Below are 18,591 nucleotides of genomic sequence, written 5' to 3'. Positions count from 1 at the left end.
GATCGGAGCAGCGGGAACGAAACGATGCAGCGACTACCGCAGGTCGAGTCGCATCAGCACGCGTGGAAATCCGTTCAGCACCGAAGTCGTGTCGGCAGCCCATCGGAACCCTGCCGCCTCGAACAGCTTTCGCGTTCCCACATAGGCCATCGTCAGGTCCACTTTGTCGCCGGCGTTGTCCACCGGATAGCCCTCGACGGCGGGCGCGCCGTGGTCGCTGGCGAACTCGATCGCGCCCGCCAGCAACGGATGCGAGATGCCCTGCTTGCGATGGCCCGGCCGCACGCGAATGCACCACACCGACCACACATCGAGGTCATCGACGTGTGGGATCTTGCGGTTGCCGGCGAACGTGGTGTCGGCCCGCGGCGCGACCGCCGCCCAGCCGACCACCTCGTCACCGTCGTAGGCGAGGACACCTGGTGGTGGCTTCTGCCGACACAGCTTCTTCACGTACGCGCCGCGCTCTTCACGTGCGAGTTGCTGGTTCAGCTTGTTCGGAATCCGATAGCTCAGACACCAGCACACGTTGGCATCCGGGCGCTTCGGCCCGACCATGGTGCGGACGTCGGCGAACCGCGTCGCCGGGCGTACCTCGATCGCCATGCGTTCCACCATCGTCGACGGGCACCGGATCGGCAAGACCGCCGGCGCCTGTCGACGCGGTCGTCACGAACGGAAGAACTCCAGGAGATCGGCGTTGATGGTCGCTGCCTCGGTGGTCGGCATGCCGTGCGGGAACCCGGGGTAGGTCTTCAGGGTGCTGTTGGGCAGCAACTCCGCCGACAACACACCGGTGTTCTGATAGGGGACCACCTGGTCATCCTCGCCGTGCAGCACCAGCGTGGGGATGGTGATCTTCCGCAGGTCGTCGGTGAAGTCGGTCTGGGAGAACGCGACCACACCGTCGTAGTGCGCCTTGGCGCCGCCCATCATCCCCTGCCGCCACCAGTTGGCGATGACGCCCTCGGACGGTTCGGCGCCCTCCCGGTTGTAACCGTAGAACGGACCTTCGGCGAAGGTACGGAAGAAGTCGGCTCGGCCGGTGGCGACCTGCGCCTGGATGCCGTCGAAGACGTCCTTGGGAATCCCGTCCGGGTTGGCGTCGGTCTTCACCATGAGCGGGGGAACCGAGCTGATCAGGACGGCCTTGGCTGCGCGGTCCTGGCCGTGCTGTGCGAGGTAGTGGGCAACCTCGCCGCCACCGGTCGAGTGCCCGACGTGGATCGCATCGGACAGGTCGAGGTGCTCGACGACCGCGGCGAGATCGGCCGCGTAGTGGTCCATGTCGTGTCCGTCGGCCACCTGCGTCGAGCGACCGTGTCCACGGCGATCGTGGGCGACCACCCGATACCCCTCCGCCAGGAAGAACATCATCTGGGTATCCCAGTCATCGGAGGACAGGGGCCAGCCGTGACTGAAGACGATGGGCCGGCCGCTACCCCAATCCTTGTAGAAGATCTCGACGCCGTCGGAGGTGGTGATGGTGGGCATGGTGGTGCTCCTTCGAAATGGGGCGACAGTGCTCGGACGTCGGCTGCCGCGCCGTGAGACATCCGGGCGCAACCGGCCACTTCAGTGTGCCGTGGCCTCGGCTGTCGTGGTCCCACTTCACGCGCCAGGAATACCCCCTTTTGCGCCACACCTCCCGTCGGTGAAGTCGTGTGGTCAGACCGCGATCGGTCCGGTGCTGGCGAACCGCTGTTGGTACTTCCGCGGCGAGATCCCGATCCGCGCGATGAACGCACGTCTCATCACTTCGCCACTGCTGTAGCCGGCGGCGCGCGCGGTCTGGGCGACGCTGAATCCGACGTGGAGACTCTCGCAGGCCACCTCGAAGCGCGTCGCCGCGACATAACCGGCCGGTGTGGTGGCCAGTTCGTCCCGGAACAAGCGGGTCAGTTGGCGGGCACTGACGTTCACGTGCGCCGCGAGGCTGCCGACCGTGTGCGGTAGTCGCGGATTGCCGCGGACGTGGTCGGTGACCCTGCGGACCACGCTGCTGCGGGGGATCGGCCCCTGCAACGACGCCGAGAACTGCGACTGACCGCCACCGCGTTGCATGTAGACGAGCAGGCCCTGCGCGGTTCGTCGAGCGACCTCCGCGCCGTGGTCGTCCTCGACCAGGGCCAGGCTCAGGTCGATGCCCGCAACGACCCCGGCCGAGCTGTAGACGTCGCCGTCGCGGACGAAGATCGCGTCGTCGTCGACCTTGATCAACGGGTAGCGATGTGCGAGGTCGGCGGTGAACTTCCAGTGCGTCGTCGCGGCGCGCCCGTCCAGGAGTCCCGCCGCGGCGAGGACGAAGGAGCCGGTGCACACCGAGGCCAGCCGGCGGGTGCGTGACGACAGGTCGAGGACGGCGTCGATGAGTTCGTCGGTCAGGAACTTCGGAGGAGCGAGTTCGCTGCCCGCGACCAGGACGGTGTCGAAGCGGCCCGAGCCGGCCACCGCTTCCGTGCTCAGCCGTGCGTGGACCGACGTCGTCACATCTCCGCCGCCGGGCGACAACACCACGACCTCGTAGTCGCCGGCGTGCTGATTCGCTTCCACGAAGACCTCTGCGGGACCGGAGAAATCGAGCATCTTGACGCCGTCGAACACGACGATGCCGATCCGACGGTGCGACGGTACCGCGGACAGACCAACTGGCTTCATGGGAGTAAATCTAATCTGCCGTGTGCGAGTCTGCCGTCGTCGACCGGGACGGTGCGATCGGTAGGCTGACGGCATGAGCGTGGCAGGTCCCAGTGAGCCCCGGGTCACCATCGTCGAGGTTGCGCCTCGCGATGGACTCCAGAACGAGAAGGTGGAGCTGACCACCGCCCAGAAACGGGAACTCGTCGAACGTGCGGTGCAGTACGGGGCTCGCAACATCGAGGTCACCAGCTTCGTCCATCCCAAGAAGGTGCCGGCCATGGCGGACGCGGAGGACCTCGTCGGCCTGCTGCCGAGCGGGGACGGGGTGGCCTACAGCGCGCTGGTGCTCAACGAGCGGGGACTCGACCGTGCGCTCGCCGCCGGCGTCACCGAGATCAATGCCGTCGTCCACTGCACCGACACCTTCAGTGGGCGGAATCAAGGCACCGACGTCGACGGCGGGGTGGCGATCTGGCACCGCATCGCCCGTACCGCACGCGAGGCGGGCATCACCGCCAACCTGACGATCGCGGTCGCCTTCGGCTGCCCGTTCGAGGGCGAGGTTCCCGTTGATCGACTGCGGACCATCCTTGATCGTGTCGTCGAGGAACCGCCGACGGAGCTGTCCCTCGCGGACACCATCGGGGTGGCCGTACCGAAGGACGTGCGGGAGCGTTTCGGGGTCGCGTCGGTTCTGGTGCCCTCGGGCGCCGCATTGCGGGCCCACTTCCACGACACTCGTAGTTGCGGCATCGGCAACGCACTCGCCGCCGTCGAATCCGGCGTCACCATCCTCGATGCGAGCCTCGGCGGTATCGGTGGTTGCCCGTTCGCGCCGAACGCGACCGGCAACATCGCCACCGAGGACCTTGCCTACGCGCTGGACCGCACCGGGATCGCACACGGGCTCGACACCACTGCTCTGCAGGCGTCCGGCGAATGGCTCGAAGGGATCTTCGGGCGCCGACTGCCCGCCATGGTCCTGCATGCGGGCGGGTTTCCGGCGCCCGTCCACTGACCGACCGCGTTCCTTCTCCGGTCTCGTGTTCGTGCGTCGAATACATTCCGCACACGAACACATTTCCGGCGCAGGAACTGTCGGGGTGGGTGACCCTCAGTCGAGCAGCTTCTTCTGAACCTTGCCCATGGCGTTGCGGGGGAGTGACTCGACGAAGCGGATCTCCCTGGGCCGCTTGTGGTGTGACAGTTCCCCGGCGACCAGGTCGATGAGCTCGGTGTCGGGGACGCGTCCGCCGACGACGTAGGCGACGATGCGCTGACCGAGGTCGTCGTCGGGGACGCCGATCACGGCCACCTCGTCGACGGCTGGATGACCGAGCAACACGGTCTCGATCTCGCCGGCCCCGATGCGGAAGCCGCCCGACTTGATCAGGTCGGTGGCCCGCCGTCCGACGATCCGGTGCATGCCGCCCGGATCGATCACCGCGACATCGCCGGTGGCGAAAAACCCGTCGTCGAGCCAGGACTCGTTGGGATTCGGCCCGCTCGCTCCGCTCCCGGCGCCGGCAGTCTTCTCCGGCTGATGGAGATAACCGGAAGACATCATCGGGCCGCGTACATGGAGATCGCCGACCGACTCGCCGTCGTGCGGGAGGTCGAGGTCGCCCTCGCGTAGTCGGGTCTCGACACCGTCGAGCGGGAAGCCGACCCAGCCGGGACGGCGTTCTCCGTCGACCCTCGTGCTCACGGTGATCATCGTCTCGGTCATGCCGTATCGCTCGATGATCTCGTGGCCGGTGAGGTCGCGGATTTTCTCGAAGACGGGGACCGGTAGCGGGGCGCTGCCGGACACCAGCAGCCGTGCCGGTGACAGTGCCTGTGCTGCAGCGGGATCGGACGCAACACGAGTCCAGACGGTCGGCACGCCGAAGAACATGGTCGCGCCACGGCTCATCGCGGCTGCGTAGTTCTGCGGTGTCGGCGTGACCGTGTGGATCAGGCGTCCGCCCCGGCGCAACGGACCGAGCATCCCGAGGATCAGGCCATGAACATGAAAGAGCGGAAGACCGTGAGCGAGTGCATCATCGGCGGTCCACTGCCAGGCGTCGCCCAGCGCGTCGAGGCCCGCGGCGATGGCGGAGCGGGTGATCGGAACGCCCTTGGGTAGCCCGGTGGTGCCGGAGGTGTACAGGACGAGGGCGATCGACGATTCGGGCGGCTCGGGATGGCGATGCCACGATCGGGCATAGCGCCGCACCGGGATCACCGGGAGGGTCGGATCGTCGGGCGCGGCACCCAGCCAGGCCTGCGCGCCGGAATCGCCGAGGATGTGCTCGATTTCGCGCGGCCCGGAGTCGGGCGGCACGGGCACTGCGGCGACACCGGCGATCAGGCAGCCGACGATGGCGAGCACGGTGTCCGTCGTCGGCCTCGCGTAGACCGCCAGAACCCGGGCGCCGGCGACTCGCTCGGCGACGGCGGTCGCCGCGCCGACCAGGTCCTCCCGGGAGAGTCGGTCGTCGCCGATCGTGATCGCGTCGGGGATGTCGGGTGCGTTGGGTGTCAGCGTCGGAAACAGCACCCCATCAGCTTCCCACTTGGACGATTCGTCGGTGCGTGCACCGGCCTGCTATCGTTGGGGCCACGTTCACGCGATGCTGTAACTCGCTTGTTGAACCAGAGGCCGGGGTGATTACAGAAACCCCCGGTCTTGTCCAAACTTCCACCGCGCCGGTCGGCACAGATGTGTGCTGCCCGGCGCGGTTTTGTGCTGATCGCACCACCCGAACCCGCAGACCGAACCCGCAGAGACGAAAGATCCGCAGCCATTCTCACCGACGAGCGAGAAGAACGGCCACGGATCTCGTGTGGCGGAGGATAGGGGATTCGAACCCCTGAGGGCTGTTAACCCAACCCGCGTTCCAGGCGAGCGCCATAGGCCACTAGGCGAATCCTCCGTCAGGGATGATAGCGGCCGAGGGGCTGCTGGCCCAAAACCGGGCGCGACGGCCACCTCGATGACGACGGAGACCTCACCTGTGATCAGGGACCCTGCGCGCGCGAAAGGTCCCCGGCCGGAGATGAGGTCTTTGCGCGTAAGGGCCGGTGAGCAGGGTGGTGGACCACCGATTGTCGATCGGCGCCGACCGCCCGCTACACTTGACGGCGGATCCCGCGCGGCGTGCATCCTGTGAACTCCCCCAGGGCCGGAAGGCAGCAAGGGTCAACGGGCTCTCTCGGGTGCGCGGGGTCCCCATAAACACAATCATCCGCTTGGAGCGTCACCGCCAACCCACGCCGGTGTCACTGGAGAGGTCCCTGCGTTGAACTATCACTCGTTGAGTGCCGACCAGCTCCGTGAAACCAAGTCCGAACTGCAGAATCTCTACGACGCATTGTGTGCGGCAGGCCTGAAACTGGACCTCACCCGCGGCAAGCCCGCGCCCGAGCAGCTCGACCTCTCGAACGAGCTCCTGGCGCTGCCGGGGACCGAATACCGCGACGCCGCGGGGACCGACACCCGCAATTACGGCGGATTGGCCGGCCTCCCGGAGCTCCGCGAGATGTTCGGCGAACTGCTCGCCGTCGACCCGGCCCACCTGATCGCGTTCGGTAACTCCAGCCTCGAGCTGATGCACGACCTCACGGTGTTCTCGCTCCTGAACGGCAACCCCGATTCCGCGCAGCCGTGGGGATCTGGTCCCATCAAATTCCTGTGCCCGGCGCCCGGTTATGACCGGCATTTCGCGATCACCGAGAGCTACGGCATCGAGATGATCCCGGTGCCGATGTTGCCGAACGGCCCCGACGTCGACGCCTGCGCTGCGCTCACGGCAGCCGATCCCAGCATCAAGGGCCTGTGGGCCGTACCGACCTACTCCAACCCGACCGGCGTGACGTTCACCGAAGACGTGACGCGCGGTCTGCTGGAGATGCCCGCCGCCGACGACTTCCGCATCTATTGGGACAACGCCTACGCGGTGCACACCCTCGTCGAGGCGCCCCCGACGCCGCTGCCGGTGATCGACATGGCGGCCGAGGCCGGCAACCCCAACCGCGTGTACGTGCTCGGCTCGACGTCGAAGATCACCTTCGCCGGCGCCGGTGTGTCCTTCTTCGGGTCGTCGAAAGCGAATGTCGACTGGTTCAGCCGGCACCTCGCGTTCAAGACGATCGGCCCGGACAAGGTCAATCAGCTCCGGCACGCGAAGTTCTTCGGCGACGCCGACGGCGTCCGGGCGCACATGGCCCGCCATCGGGAACTCCTGGCGCCGAAATTCCGGCTGGTGCTCGACATCCTCGCCGACCGCCTCGCCGACTCGAAGGTCGCCGCGTGGTCGGAGCCGGAGGGCGGCTACTTCATCAGCCTCGACGTCATCGACGGGACTGCTCGACGCACCATCGAACTCGCGAAGCAGGCGGGCATCGCACTGACCGCAGCCGGGTCGACGTACCCCTACAAGGAAGATCCGTTCGACCGCAACATCCGCCTGGCACCGACGTTCCCCTCCACAGATGATCTCCGAACCGCCATGGACGGCGTCGCGACCTGCGTGCTGCTGGCAGCTTCGGAGACCCTCTTGGCGACGCGCGAATCCTGATCGGACTCGTGCCCGTGACCATCCGCAGAGCGTGAGGACCCACCGATCGGCGCTGGTCGCCGTCGGATTTGTGCTCGTCGGGCTTCTCGCGATCTGGCTGCAGGACGTCGTGGTGCCCCTGAACACCCCGTTCTGGGGACTGTTCGACAACCAGCTCGACCTCCAGGTCTACCTCGATGGCGCCCGGACGGTGCTCACCGGCGGCCACCTCTACGACGCCAAGTTCCTCGGGCAGATGGACTACACCTACACGCCCATCTCGATCTTCCTGTTCGCACCGTTCACCTGGGTGTCGTTCGAGGCGGCGCGGATCATCTGGACCGCGGGGATATTTGTCGCGCTCTATCTCATCGTCATGCTGAGCTTCAAAAGTCTTGGGCGTCAGGCGACCTGGCCGCTGCGCTGTATCGGCATGTCGCTGGTGGCGGTGGTCTTGCTGCTGGAACCCGTCCGCACGACGATCTGGTACGGGCAGATCAACGTCTTCCTGTTGCTGATCATCGTCGCCGACCTGGCCCGCCCGGAGCGCAGTCGGCTCTACGGTGTCGGCACGGGCATCGCCGCCGGGATCAAGCTGACCCCGCTGATCTTCGTCTTCTACCTGGCACTGCTGCGTCAGTGGCGCGCAGTGGCCGGTGTGGCCGCCGGATTCGTCGGCACGGCTGTCGTCGGCTTCGTGGCGTTGCCGCGGGAATCGTGGTCGTACTGGACCGGCAAACTGTTCGATTCCGACCGAGTGGGGGCACCCCAGACGCCGGGCAACCAGTCGATCCGCGGTCTGCTCGCGAACCTCTTGCACAGCGACGACCCGAACGGTTTCCTCTGGCTCGCCGTCGTCGTCGCCGCGCTGGCGCTCGGGATGTATGCGGCAGTGCTGGCGCACCGGCACGGACAGGAACTGCTCGCGATCACCATCGTCGGGATGAGCGGTTGCGCGATCTCACCCATGTCCTGGGGGCATCACTGGGTGTGGTTCGTCCCGCTGGTGGTGATCGGGTTCCACATGCTGATGACGCCGGGCCGCCGCCCGACGACCTACGTCCTGATCACGGTGGGGCTCATCGCACTGATCCTGGTCACGTTCTCCTGGCGGAGCTACCTCGCCCATCCGATCTGGTTCGTGAACAGGACCGTCCCGGACGCGTATCTGATCGGGCTGTTCTTCAAGACCGGCATCGGGTGGCTGACGTGGTTCACGTACTACCCGTACAACGCGGTCTTCCTGGTGACGGCCATCGCGACGATCGTGGTGTTCCGACGACGCGAGAACGCGGTGTCCGACACCGATCCGGCCGTCGTCGCATCCCGCCCTGCGTGTAATGACGTGACTGCGACAGACGACATACCTGTCAGGGAGAGCCGATCACGGGGTGACTGGGAGGCAGACGAATGCGACATCGAACAGTGGCAACCGCGACCGTGATGCTGGGGGCATCCGTGCTCGCGACGATCGGGGTGGCCGGGCCGGCCCAGGCCGCCCCTCGAACGCAGAACATCGGCATGAATTGCTGGAGCCTCAACCCGAACATCGTCGACGTCCCGTTCTTTGCCGGAGTCACCGTCCGCACCGACACCGGCCGACCGGGCGAGTTCAGCATCTGGGCCGACAGCAAGAGCCTGTTCCCGTACACCACTGACACCACTGTGACGGTCACGGAGCTCTCGACCGGCCGTGCACAATCCCACCAACGGCATTGGCAACACGGCCTCGGCGATCTCCCCGGTTACTGGATCGACGGCCTCCATGGCAGCGGTCCCATCAGGGTCACCATCCGTTCCGTGGGTCATGGGCTTATCCCGTCCTTGCCTGCTCCCGTGTGCAGCGGTACCGCCACCGTCTGACCCCACACCCGTGTCGCGCTCGCCCGGAAACAACAGAACGGCGTTCGGGTGTGGACAGGGTGGGGGAGCGGGTTCGGCTGTCGGCGATCGCCGGTAGTCTCGTCACGTGGCTCTGTATCGCACCTATCGCCCGGCTACCTTCGCCGACGTCGTGGGCCAGGAGCACGTCACCGATCCGTTGAGTCATGCGCTCGACTCGGGGCGTATCAACCACGCCTATCTCTTCTCCGGACCCCGCGGATGTGGCAAGACGTCGTCGGCCCGCATCCTGGCCCGCTCGCTGAACTGTGTGCAGGGCCCGACGTCGACGCCGTGTGGCGTGTGTGACTCGTGCCAGGCGCTGGCGCCGGGCGGAGCCGGCAACCTCGATGTGATCGAACTCGATGCGGCCAGTCACGGCGGCGTCGACGACACCCGAGAACTGCGCGACCGAGCGTTCTACGCACCCTCGGAATCCCGGTACCGCGTGTTCATCGTGGACGAGGCCCACATGGTCACGAATGCGGGATTCAACGCGTTGCTCAAGATCGTGGAGGAGCCGCCCGAACACCTCATCTTCGTGTTCGCGACCACCGAGCCGGAGAAGGTGCTCCCCACCATTCGCTCACGGACGCACCACTATCCGTTCCGTCTGCTCGCGCCGCCGGTGATGCGTGGGCTGCTGGAGAAGATCTGCGCGAACGAGAACGTGACGGTCGCGCCCGACGTCTATCCGCTGGTCATCCGGGCCGGCGGCGGCTCACCGCGCGATTCGCTGAGTATCCTCGATCAGCTTCTCGCCGGGGCGGGCGACGAGGGCGTCACCTATGACCGCGCGCTCGCATTGTTGGGCGTCACCGACATCGCCCTCATCGACGAGGCGATCGACGCGCTGGCGGATGCCGACGGGGCACGATTGTTCGGCGCTGTGGAGAAAGTGGTGGATGCCGGCCACGACCCGCGTCGGTTCGCCGTCGACCTCCTCGAACGACTACGCGATCTCATCCTGCTGCAGGCGGTTCCGGACGCCGCCGATCGTGGACTCGTCGAGGCTCCCGGTGATCAGTTGCAGCGCATGCAGTCCCAGATCGAGATCCTCGGGCCGGCGGCACTGACCCGATTCGCCGAGATCGTGCACGCGGCTCTCGGCGAGATGCGCGGTACCACCTCGCCCCGGCTGTTGCTGGAGGTGATGTGCGCCCGGATGCTGCTGCCGGCGGCATCGACGGAGGATGCGGCACTGCTGCACCGACTCGAACGTCTCGAGTCCGGCGTCGTGACGTCGGGTGGGTCGTCGTCGGGGGCTCGAGCGGCCGCGTCCGTCACCGCCGGCGCAGAGCTGCCCGGCCCGACGACCGAGCCCGAGTCCGCACCAAAATACGTGCGCCCGTCTCAGCGTAAGGCTGCCGAACAACCTGCGGCCGAGGTGAGCGCTCCGACCGAACCGCCTGTTGTCGAGCAGGTTTCGCCCGTCACCCCGCAGGCTCCGGACGAATCAGCCGATCGGGCACCGTCGGATCCGCCGGCGGTCCCCCAGCCGACCGCACCGCGCGGCGGCGGTAACCCGACGTCGCCGCAACCGCCGGCGCGGATGCCGGCCGAACGTGAACCCGAGCCGGTCGTGCCGGAGGAGCCGGCGCCCGCGCAGCCGGATTCGCCACCGGTCGCCCCGACGCCGACCGCCCCGACGCCGACCGCCCCGGAGCCACCGGTTTCCGAACTGCCGGTTTCCGAACTGCCGTCCGCGTCCGCCTCGGACGACGACATCCCGCTTCCCGATGAGCCGACCGAGGACCCGACCGACGGCGCCGCTCCGCCGTACGACGGCGCCGCCCACGCCGAGGCCGTGGATGACTCGGATCCCGAAGAGTCGCAAGCGGCCCCGGGACTCGCTGTCGCCGACGTCGAGGCCCGGTGGCCGGAGATCCGCGAAGCGGCCCGCGGTATCACGCCCGTGCTGGAGGTAATGCTCTCCGGGGCGTCCATCCAGGGGGTGGACGGGCAGTCCATCGTGTTCGGCCACACCACCGAGATGCTCGTCGGCCGGTTGAGCAACGAGCACGCGGGCAATCTCCGTGCCGCGGTCCAGCGGGTCTTCGGCCCGGGCATGGATGCCCGGTGTGTCCACGCGTCCGGGCCGACCGTTCAGGCGCAGCCCCCGCGCGGTGCCGGGGACCGCGAGCCGTCGCGGCCGGCGCCGAAACGGCCCGCCTATTCGCGGCCGAGTCGCGCGCGTGATCAGTCGCAATCCGCCACTCCGCCACCGGAACACGCTCCCGAACCCGAGGAGCCCGAGCCGCCACGGCCGGACGAGGAGATCACCGATGCGGAGCGTGACGAGATGGTCGCCGACGCGCACTCTGGGCCGCCGGAGCGTCGCCTCGATCCCGATCAGGTGGCGCTCGAACTGCTCAAGTCGGAGCTGGGAGCCCGCCCCCTCGAGTGAAGGTGGCTCCTGGTCTCCCGCCGACAGCAACAGAAATCCCGCCGACAGCAACAGAAATCCCGCCGAGAGCAACCCGGAATTGCGCGTAGCCGGTTGCTGTCGACGCAAAACAGGTTGCTGTCGGCGGGATTTCGGTTGCTGTCAGCGGGTGCGGGTGCGGGTGCGGGAGCCGGTGTGGGTGGAGATGCCGGTGCGGGTGGAGCGGGAGCTCAGGCGTTCCACCAGGGACGCAAGGGGAGGTCGTTGCCGCCCTTGTCGTCGAGCTTGGTGGCGAGCACATGATGGAGCTGGATGATGTCGCGCTCGAAGCCGATCCGGCAGCCGGCCATGTAGAGGCCCCAGAGGCGGGCGGTTCCCTCGCCGACCTCGTCGACGGCTTCGTCCCAGTGCTCGAGGAGGTTCTTGTTCCAGTCGCGCAGGGTCATCGCGTAGTGGTCGCGGAAGTTCTCCTCGTGCACGACCTCCATGCCGCCGATGTCCTGCAGCTTGGAGATGATCTTGCCGGACCCGGTGAGCTCGCCGTCGGGGAACACATAACGGTCGATGAAGGAGCCCGCCCGGCCGCTCTTGAGGTTGTCCGGTCGGGTGATGCAGTGGTTCAACAGCATTCCGCCGACCCGTAGCCGGTCTCGGATGAACTTGAAATACGCGGGGTAGTTGGCGACCCCGATGTGCTCGGTCAATCCGATCGACGACACGGCGTCGAAGCCGGTCTCGGTGACGTCGCGGTAGTCGCTGTGCCGTACCTCGGCCAGGTCCGAGAGCCCTTCGTCGATGATGGCTTTCTGCGCCCACTGCGCCTGCTCGGCGGAGAGGGTGGCCCCGATGACCTTGACCCCCCGGTGTGCGGCGTAGCGGACCATTCCGCCCCAGCCGCAACCGATGTCGAGGAGACGGTCGCCCGGCTTGAGCCGCAGCTTGTCGAAGATGAGCCGGTACTTGTTCTCCTGGGCGGCCTCGAGCGACGCCTCGAGTTCGGGGTACACCGCACACGTGTAGGTCATCGACGGCCCGAGTACCCACTCGTAGAAGGTGTTCGAGACGTCGTAATGGTGGTGGATGACCTCGGCGTCGCGAGCCTTGCTGTGGCGCAGGCCTTCGGCGAAGCGGCGCCAGCGCGGCAGGGCCTCCTGCGGCGGAGGCGCGATCGGCTTGAAGTGCTCGATGCCGAGTGAGCGGGCGATGTTCGCGAGGACGAGCGGGGAGGGCCGACTGAAATGCAGATCGGCGGCGAGGGCGCGCAGTGCCCCGTAGGGGTCACCCGGGTGCGCGCCGACGAGTTCGAGATCGCCGGCGATGTAGGCGCGGGCCAGTCCGAGGTCGCCGGGGGCGGTGACGAGGTAGGTGGTACCGCGTGATGTCTTGAGGTTGAGCCCGAACTCCGCGTCCTCGGGTCCGGCCGCACTGCCGTCGTAGGCGGTGATGCGAATCGTGAGGTCGCCGCCCATCAGCGATTCGAAGATCTGGGCCAGCGTCATCCTGCCCGTCGCCGCGTCACCACCGGCGTGCAAGGGACTGTCCTTGAATGTTGTCACTGTCGTTTCACCGCTTTCGCATACAGGTCCAGCAGACGGCCTCGTGGGTCGTACTGCTTCTTGAGCAGCCGATAATTCTCGCCCCCGTAGAGTTCGTCGAACTCGTCGGGGGGGTAGAAGGATTCCGAATAGAGGGACTTGTGGCCATCGAGCTCGGCCACTTTGTGTTCGATGAGTTTGTTGGTGTGCCCGGGATCGCCAGGGGTGACGGGCACCGCCGACCAGAAGCCGATGTTCACATACGTCCGCCGCGGTTCGAGAGGGTACAGCGGCCACGGCCGGACCGGGTCCGAACCCTCGACGGCGGGCTCTCGGAGGCGCAGCGGGCACAACCAGATCGGCTCGATCGGAATGTTGCCGAGGAACCACTCCACGTATGCGGTGGTGTTCTCGATCGGCACCTCGATGTCCTGGACCACCCGCTCATTGGGCGGCTCGCCCTTGCGGGCACTGAGCTTGTCGCCGATGTTGTACCGATGGTCGAGGGCGATGAGCTTCCAGTAGAAGCTGCTGCGCAGCAGTTTCTTGGGCCAGAATCGGCGGACCCGCGGATTCTGGGCACCGAACGCGCGTGAGCACCAGAACCAGTCGGTGTCCCACCGCCACAGGTAGTCGTGGATGGTGAGGCGGTCGGTGCCGGTCCCGCTCGCGGCCGCCGTTCGCGCCTGGATGGACCGGTAGAAGATGTCCATCCCGGTGTAGTCGCTGGTAGGGCCGGATTCGTCGGTCTGGCGTCCCATCGTCAGATACGACTCGTCGGCGGTGAACACCACGCCGTCGAGGTAGTCCACCCGTTCGCCGCGATACGACCCGTCGGAGATGATCGCGGCCATCGCCACCTGGAGGTCCTCGACCCGGTCAAACCGGACGTGCCGTAGCGCCACATAAGGCTGCACGGACTCCAGCTCGATCTTCAGCCGGACCGAATAGCCCAGCGTGCCATAGGAATTGGGGAATCCGAAGAAGAGATCGGCATTCTCGTTGGCCGGGGTGGCCGTGATGATCTCACCGTCGCCGGTCAGGACGTCGATCTCGAGGACCGACTCGTGCGGCAGGCCGTTGCGAAACGAGGTGCTCTCGATCCCGAGTCCGGTGACCGCGCCGCCCAGGGTGATGGTCTTCAACTGCGGGACCACCTTGGGTGCCAGCCCGTAGGGCAGGGTCGCGGCGACGAGGTTCTCGTAGGTACACATGCCGGCGACGTCGGCGGTCTTGGCATCCGGATCGACCGAGATCACCCGATCGAGGCCGGAGACGTCGAGGCCCGGATGCGGGTTCTCGGCACGCTTGCGGAACAGGTTCGAGGTCTTCTTCGCCAACCGGACCGTCGCACCGGGCGGAATGTCGCGGTAGCTCTTCAGGAGGGTTGCGACACCCTGGTCGAATCCCTGCGCCCCCATCTCCAACCGGTCAGAGTTCACTTGGATAGCCTAGGTCGTGAGTTTGCCCCCCGCCAATCAGTTCTAAGGAGTGCCCGCCGTGGGTCAGGTTTCCGCAACCCAGTCGATTGACATCGCCGCCACCCCGGACGCCGTGGTCGCCGCGCTCGCCGACTACAACGAGGTGCGCCCGGCGATCCTGCCCTCGCAGTACCGCGACTATGCCGTGATCAGCGGCGGTAACGGCGAGGGAACGGTGGTGCACTGGATCCTGCAGGCCACCGAGAAACGTCAGCGTGACGTCAAGGCGACCGTCTCGGTGGTGCCGGACACCGTCACCGAGAACGACGAGAACTCGTCGATGGTGACGACCTACACAGTCGCGAAGTCCGGTTCGGGCAGTGCGGTGACCACCACGACCACCTGGACCGGTGCCGGCGGGATCGGCGGGTTCTTCGAGAAGACGTTCGCGCCCAAGGGGCTCAACCGCATCCAGGCGGAGCTGCTGGGCAATCTCAAGAAGCGTCTGGAGAACTGACCCGCCGACGACGTCGAGGGCCCGTCACGCCGCTGTCGCCGCGTGACGGGGTCGATGCCACACGTGTGGTGCTCCGGGCCGGTCCGGAGCGGACCGTCGGCGAATGTCTGCTCGCGACGCCTTCGTTGGCCGGCATGACCCGCGACGATCTCGCGGCCCAGGCCGCGCTCGGTGAGATCGTCGATGCCGACGGTCAGCCGATCGTCCTCGACGCACCCGCTCGTCTCAACACGTCGGTCTATCTGTACCGGGACCTGCCCGAGGAGCCGGACATCCCGTTCGACCTGCCGATCCTGTACGCCGACGACAACATCGTCGTCGTCGACAAGCCGCACTTCCTCGCCACCATGCCGCGTGGGCGTCACGTCACCCAGACCGCGCTCGTCAGGTTGCGACGGGAGCTCGGGACCGATCTGGTGTCCCCGGCGCATCGCCTCGACCGGCTGACCGCGGGCGTACTCCTGTTCACGCTCCGGCCCGAGGTGCGGGCGGCCTACCAGGCATTGTTCGCCGAACGACTGGCCATCAAGGAGTATCGGGCGCTGGCACCCGTCCGCACCGATCTGGAGACCACGACGACCGTCGCCAACCGGATCGAGAAGACCGCCGGTGACCTGCGCGCACGCGTGCTCGCAGGCGAGGTCAACGCGATCAGCGACATCACCCTGGTCGAGCAGGCCGCCGCCGGTGGGGTCTACGACCTCCGACCGTTCACCGGGCGCACGCATCAGCTCCGGCTGCACATGGCACAACTCGGTGTCGGGATCGTCGGGGATCCGCTCTATCCGGACGTCCGTCCGGAACTCGCCGCGCGACCCGATCACGGCGACTTCTCCGAGCCGTTGCGGTTGGTCGCGCACACGCTGCGTTTCGCCGACCCGCTGACCGGAGAGAAACGGCACTTCGTCTCCCGGCGGACGGTCACCGACCCGCTCGGCTGATGCCGATGTGGTTACCCTGACCCCATGGCCATACAGGCGACCTACGAGCGGCACACCGATCTGGGGTGCGAGGCCGTCGTCTTCATCGACGACGAGTCGATGGCATGTTTCCAGATCCAGCGTGACCTGGTGGGCGGGCCGAGGTCGGACGAATACTGCGTGACCACGGGCGCCAGCGCCCCGATCTACGGTGCGATCACCGAGTGGCGCAGGGTCGACGACCGGTTCGAATTCGCTCTGACCAGGCGAGCAGGCCGACTGTTCGGCGACGATGTGATCTCGTTCATCGTCAGCCCCGGTCATGGCGTCACCGTCGAGGAGCTCGCCGAGCATGTCGATCGGCTCCTGCGCTGACCCGGCGATTACTCTGGAGCCCGTGACTCAACCATTCGACCCCAGCGCACTCTTCGGCGGCGGCGACAACGCCGGCGGCGACAACCCGATGGCCGGGCTGCTCGCGCAAGCGCAGCAGATGCAGGAGCAGCTGCTGGCCGCGCAGAACGAGATCGCGGCCGCCGAGGTCACCGGTTCGGCCGGCAACGGCCTGGTGACGGTGACCGGTAGCGGCACCGGCGAGGTCACCGGGGTGGCCATCGACCCCAAGGTCGTCGATCCCGAGGACGTGGAGACCCTGCAGGATCTCGTCCTGGGTGCGCTCGCCGATCTCGCGTCCAAGCGTGAGGCGCTGACGCAGGAGAAGATGGGACCGCTCGCCGGCGGGCTCGGCGGCGGTCTGCCCGGTCTCGGCTAGGCCATCATGTACGAGGGACCCATTCAGGACCTGATCGACGAGCTGGCCAAACAACCAGGACTCGGCCCGAAGGGTGCCCAGCGAATCGCCTTCCACCTGTTGGGCGTGGAGAACAACGAGATCGATCGGTTGATCGCGGCGCTCGGCCGGGTGCGCGACGATGTCACCTTCTGCGCCGAGTGCGGCAACGTCTCGGCGAACCAGCTGTGTCGGATCTGTTCGGATGCGCGCCGTGATGCCACGAAGATCTGCGTCGTCGAGGAACCCAAGGATGTGCACGCCCTCGAGCGCACCAAGGAGTTCAACGGCAGGTATCACGTACTCGGCGGAGCCCTGGACCCGTTGTCGGGGATCGGGCCCGACCAGCTGCGGATCCGTGAACTCCTGCGTCGGCTGGCCAATCAGGAGGACGGTGTGGACGTCAGCGAGGTGATCGTCGCGACCGACCCCAATACCGAGGGCGAGGCCACGGCGACCTACCTCCTGCGCATGCTCAAGGACTTCCCGGGGTTGTCGGTCACCCGACTCGCCTCCGGGCTCCCGATGGGCGGTGACCTGGAGTTCGCGGACGAACTGACGCTCGGTCGCGCGTTGTCGGGCCGTCGGGCGCTGGCCTGACCGCGGTCACGCGCCGGGAGTGATGGATATCCTCGACACCGTGGACTTCTCCGGCCCGTCGCCCGCCGTCGTGGCGCACCTCGACGAACTGGCCGGTGAACTGATGGCCGGAATCGTCGCGATCGACGGGCCCTCGGGGGCGGGCAAATCCACGGTCGCCGACGCGCTGGTGGCCCGCCTGCGCGAACGGGGTACCGGCGTACAACTCATCCGCACCGACGACTTCGCCACCTGGGACAACCCGGTCGCCTGGTGGCCGGAGCTGGAAACCGATGTGCTGCATGCCTTCATCCGTCGGCACGACTACCATTACCGGCCGAGGGTGTGGCGCGGCGGGGTTCCCGAGGTGGGGCGTCGGGTCTGGCTCCGATGGGAACCATTGCTGATCATCGAAGGTGTGTCATCGGCGCGACGCAGGATCGCCGAGCGGCTCACCCATTCTCTGTGGCTCGACGGCGGTCCCGCCCGGGAACGGCTGGAACGGGCCGTCGCCCGTGACGGGGAGGAATCACGGACCGAGCTGGAACGGTGGCAGCAGTTCGAGCGCGGCTGGTTCGCGGTCGATCGGACCCGTGATCGGTGCCGCGTACTGGACTGAACGGATCTCGGGGGCGCTACGGTGAGGTGTGGTCTATCGCAGTGTGGCGGCGCTCGACGACGAACTCGTCGAGTGTCGCGCGTGTCCACGACTGGTCGAGTGGCGAGAGCGGGTGGCCCGTGACAAACGGGCGGCGTTCGTCGATCAGACCTACTGGGGCCGACCCGTTCCCGGCTTCGGTCCGGTCGACGCCCGGGTGATCATCCTCGGATTGGCGCCGGCCGCCCACGGCGCCAACCGCACGGGTCGGATGTTCACCGGCGATCAGAGCGGCGACGTGCTGTTCCGCGCCCTGTACGACGTCGGCCTGGCGAGCCAACCGGTCGCGGTGTCCGCCGAGGACGGCATGGAATTGTTCGGGGTGCGCATGACCGCGCCGGTCCGTTGCGCACCTCCCCAGAACAAACCGACGGTGACCGAACGCGATCGGTGCGCGCACTGGCTCGACGCCGAGATCGACCTGCTGTTGCCGACGTTGCGCTCGGTGGTGGTGCTCGGGGCGTTCGGGTGGCAGTCCGCGTTGCGCACCTTCGGTGACCTCGGCTGGAACGTCGAGCGGCCGAAGCCGAAGTTCGCCCACGGCGCCCGCACGACAATCCGTCGCGATGATCGTGAACTGGCGATATTCGGTAGTTACCATGTGAGCCAACACAATACGTTCACCGGTCGCCTGACGCCGGAGATGCTCGTCGAGGTACTGAGCGCGGCGGCCGGCCATGCCGGGCTGAGGCCGGGAAGGTGACCGCGGCGATGATCGACCTC

The 18,591-nt window shown here is 67.2% G+C and carries 18 protein-coding genes, 1 tRNA gene and 1 other RNA gene; 13 read left to right on the top strand and 7 right to left on the bottom strand.

The genetic code is table 11. The annotated features are described in order from the left end of the window. Positions 1–33: 33 nt before the first annotated feature. The 3 genes from ACPXCG_RS23335 to ACPXCG_RS23325 form a co-directional block, all read right to left on the bottom strand. Positions 34–606: a GNAT family N-acetyltransferase gene (locus ACPXCG_RS23335; protein ID WP_425794739.1), complete on the bottom strand. Its 573-nt coding sequence runs from the start codon at positions 604–606 to the stop codon at positions 34–36. A gap of 63 nt (positions 607–669) precedes the next feature. Then, complete coding sequence (locus ACPXCG_RS23330; protein ID WP_425794738.1) at positions 670–1,494, bottom strand: alpha/beta fold hydrolase; 825 nt, start codon at positions 1,492–1,494, stop codon at positions 670–672. A gap of 174 nt (positions 1,495–1,668) precedes the next feature. Beyond that, a complete protein-coding gene (locus ACPXCG_RS23325) occupies positions 1,669–2,658 on the bottom strand; it encodes a GlxA family transcriptional regulator (RefSeq protein ID WP_425794737.1) in 990 nt (329 codons plus the stop codon). 73 nt (positions 2,659–2,731) lie between these two features. Here ACPXCG_RS23325 and ACPXCG_RS23320 point away from each other — a divergent pair, with 73 nt between their 5' ends. Next, complete coding sequence (locus ACPXCG_RS23320; protein ID WP_425794736.1) at positions 2,732–3,658, top strand: hydroxymethylglutaryl-CoA lyase; 927 nt, start codon at positions 2,732–2,734, stop codon at positions 3,656–3,658. Positions 3,659–3,754: 96 nt separating this feature from the next. Here ACPXCG_RS23320 and ACPXCG_RS23315 read toward each other — a convergent pair whose 3' ends face one another. Then, positions 3,755–5,182, bottom strand: a complete 1,428-nt coding sequence (locus ACPXCG_RS23315; protein WP_425794735.1) for an acyl-CoA synthetase — start codon at positions 5,180–5,182, stop codon at positions 3,755–3,757. A 287-nt stretch (positions 5,183–5,469) separates the two neighbouring features. Beyond that, positions 5,470–5,558: transfer RNA gene (locus tag ACPXCG_RS23310), tRNA-Ser, on the bottom strand. Between the two features lie 207 nt (positions 5,559–5,765). Between ACPXCG_RS23310 and ffs the strand changes: the two genes are divergently transcribed. The 5 genes from ffs (at position 5,766) to ACPXCG_RS23285 (ending at position 11,469) form a co-directional block, all read left to right on the top strand. After that, an RNA gene (gene ffs, locus ACPXCG_RS23305) (signal recognition particle sRNA small type) lies at positions 5,766–5,860 on the top strand. A 64-nt stretch (positions 5,861–5,924) separates the two neighbouring features. Then, positions 5,925–7,202, top strand: a complete 1,278-nt coding sequence (locus tag ACPXCG_RS23300) for an aminotransferase class I/II-fold pyridoxal phosphate-dependent enzyme (RefSeq protein WP_425794734.1) — start codon at positions 5,925–5,927, stop codon at positions 7,200–7,202. A 31-nt stretch (positions 7,203–7,233) separates the two neighbouring features. Next, positions 7,234–8,625, top strand: coding sequence for a glycosyltransferase 87 family protein (locus ACPXCG_RS23295; protein WP_425794733.1), 1,392 nt, complete (start codon positions 7,234–7,236; stop codon positions 8,623–8,625). After that, positions 8,592–9,044 (top strand): hypothetical protein, encoded by a 453-nt coding sequence (locus ACPXCG_RS23290; RefSeq protein ID WP_425794732.1) that lies wholly within the window; start codon positions 8,592–8,594, stop codon positions 9,042–9,044. The genes ACPXCG_RS23295 and ACPXCG_RS23290 overlap by 34 nt, the downstream gene beginning before the upstream one ends. Positions 9,045–9,150: 106 nt before the next feature. Continuing rightward, positions 9,151–11,469: a DNA polymerase III subunit gamma and tau gene (locus ACPXCG_RS23285; RefSeq protein WP_425794730.1), complete on the top strand. Its 2,319-nt coding sequence runs from the start codon at positions 9,151–9,153 to the stop codon at positions 11,467–11,469. Between the two features lie 209 nt (positions 11,470–11,678). Here ACPXCG_RS23285 and ACPXCG_RS23280 read toward each other — a convergent pair whose 3' ends face one another. Beyond that, on the bottom strand, positions 11,679–13,004 hold the full coding sequence (locus tag ACPXCG_RS23280; protein WP_425794729.1) for a class I SAM-dependent methyltransferase: 1,326 nt from the start codon (positions 13,002–13,004) through the stop codon (positions 11,679–11,681). Continuing rightward, complete coding sequence (locus tag ACPXCG_RS23275; protein ID WP_425794774.1) at positions 13,001–14,404, bottom strand: FAD-binding oxidoreductase; 1,404 nt, start codon at positions 14,402–14,404, stop codon at positions 13,001–13,003. Before ACPXCG_RS23275 ends, ACPXCG_RS23280 begins: the two co-directional genes overlap by 4 nt. Positions 14,405–14,483: 79 nt before the next feature. Here ACPXCG_RS23275 and ACPXCG_RS23270 point away from each other — a divergent pair, with 79 nt between their 5' ends. The 7 genes from ACPXCG_RS23270 to ACPXCG_RS23240 all read left to right on the top strand — a co-directional run bounded on the left by ACPXCG_RS23270 (position 14,484) and on the right by ACPXCG_RS23240 (position 18,571). After that, positions 14,484–14,921: an SRPBCC family protein gene (locus tag ACPXCG_RS23270; RefSeq protein WP_425794727.1), complete on the top strand. Its 438-nt coding sequence runs from the start codon at positions 14,484–14,486 to the stop codon at positions 14,919–14,921. A gap of 134 nt (positions 14,922–15,055) precedes the next feature. Then, positions 15,056–15,862 (top strand): pseudouridine synthase, encoded by an 807-nt coding sequence (locus ACPXCG_RS23265; protein ID WP_425794726.1) that lies wholly within the window; start codon positions 15,056–15,058, stop codon positions 15,860–15,862. Positions 15,863–15,886: 24 nt separating this feature from the next. Then, on the top strand, positions 15,887–16,216 hold the full coding sequence (locus tag ACPXCG_RS23260; RefSeq protein ID WP_425794724.1) for a hypothetical protein: 330 nt from the start codon (positions 15,887–15,889) through the stop codon (positions 16,214–16,216). Further along, the gene (locus tag ACPXCG_RS23255) at positions 16,194–16,613 is read left to right on the top strand and encodes a YbaB/EbfC family nucleoid-associated protein (protein ID WP_425794723.1); all 420 of its coding nucleotides are present in this window, start codon (positions 16,194–16,196) and stop codon (positions 16,611–16,613) included. The genes ACPXCG_RS23260 and ACPXCG_RS23255 overlap by 23 nt, the downstream gene beginning before the upstream one ends. Before the next feature lie 6 nt (positions 16,614–16,619). Then, a complete protein-coding gene (recR, locus tag ACPXCG_RS23250) occupies positions 16,620–17,231 on the top strand; it encodes a recombination mediator RecR (protein WP_425794722.1) in 612 nt (203 codons plus the stop codon). A 22-nt stretch (positions 17,232–17,253) separates the two neighbouring features. After that, positions 17,254–17,829, top strand: coding sequence for a uridine kinase family protein (locus ACPXCG_RS23245; protein WP_425794721.1), 576 nt, complete (start codon positions 17,254–17,256; stop codon positions 17,827–17,829). A gap of 28 nt (positions 17,830–17,857) precedes the next feature. Then, the gene (locus ACPXCG_RS23240; protein ID WP_425794720.1) at positions 17,858–18,571 is read left to right on the top strand and encodes a uracil-DNA glycosylase; all 714 of its coding nucleotides are present in this window, start codon (positions 17,858–17,860) and stop codon (positions 18,569–18,571) included. Positions 18,572–18,591 lie beyond the last annotated feature (20 nt).

Origin of the sequence: Gordonia sp. DT218 (genome assembly GCF_049847105.1) — a bacterium.
Taxonomy (GTDB): domain Bacteria; phylum Actinomycetota; class Actinomycetes; order Mycobacteriales; family Mycobacteriaceae; genus Gordonia.
Note: the sequence above shows the minus strand (reverse complement) of the source record. Positions and strands in the feature narration are given on the sequence as shown.